The organism is Vibrio sp. 1562, from assembly GCF_033340155.1.
Classification (GTDB): Bacteria; Pseudomonadota; Gammaproteobacteria; order Enterobacterales; family Vibrionaceae; genus Vibrio; species Vibrio alginolyticus.
On record NZ_JAWOVY010000763.1, the window covers coordinates 1 to 520 of the forward strand.

Below are 520 nucleotides of genomic sequence, written 5' to 3' on the forward strand. Positions count from 1 at the left end.
CCACGATCGGATGATCGCCAGCAATTGCCATACCTGTCGCAAGTGTCACAGCGTGTTGCTCTGCAATTGCCACATCAAAGTATTGGTCTGGGAACTCTTTCGAGAAACGCACCATGCCAGAACCTTCACGCATTGCTGGCGTAATTGCCATTAGCTTAGGATCTTGCGCTGCCATGTCACATAAGAAGTCACCAAAAATCTTTGAGAAAGTTGGTTTGCCGCCACTGCTTTTTGGTAAGCAGTTATGGCTTGGATCGAACTTAGGGACGCCGTGGTAGCCAATAGGATCTTTCTCTGCTGGCTCATAACCTTTGCCTTTCTTAGTCATGATGTGCAGGAACTGAGGGCCTTTAAGCTCACGCATGTTCTTCAGTGTTTTAACGAGCTCATTCACATCGTGCCCATCAATTGGACCAATGTAGTTAAAGCCAAACTCTTCAAACAGAGTGCCAGGGACAACCATGCCTTTTAGATGTTCTTCAGTGCGACGAACCAGTTCTTTGATTGGTGGCACACCTGA

The 520-nt window shown here is 47.3% G+C and carries 1 protein-coding gene; it reads right to left on the bottom strand.

The window, feature by feature from the left end; translation table 11 throughout:
• The coding region (locus R7Z49_RS27515) for a 1-deoxy-D-xylulose-5-phosphate synthase N-terminal domain-containing protein (RefSeq protein WP_318112837.1) at nt 1–520 on the bottom strand (520 nt) is incomplete at both ends.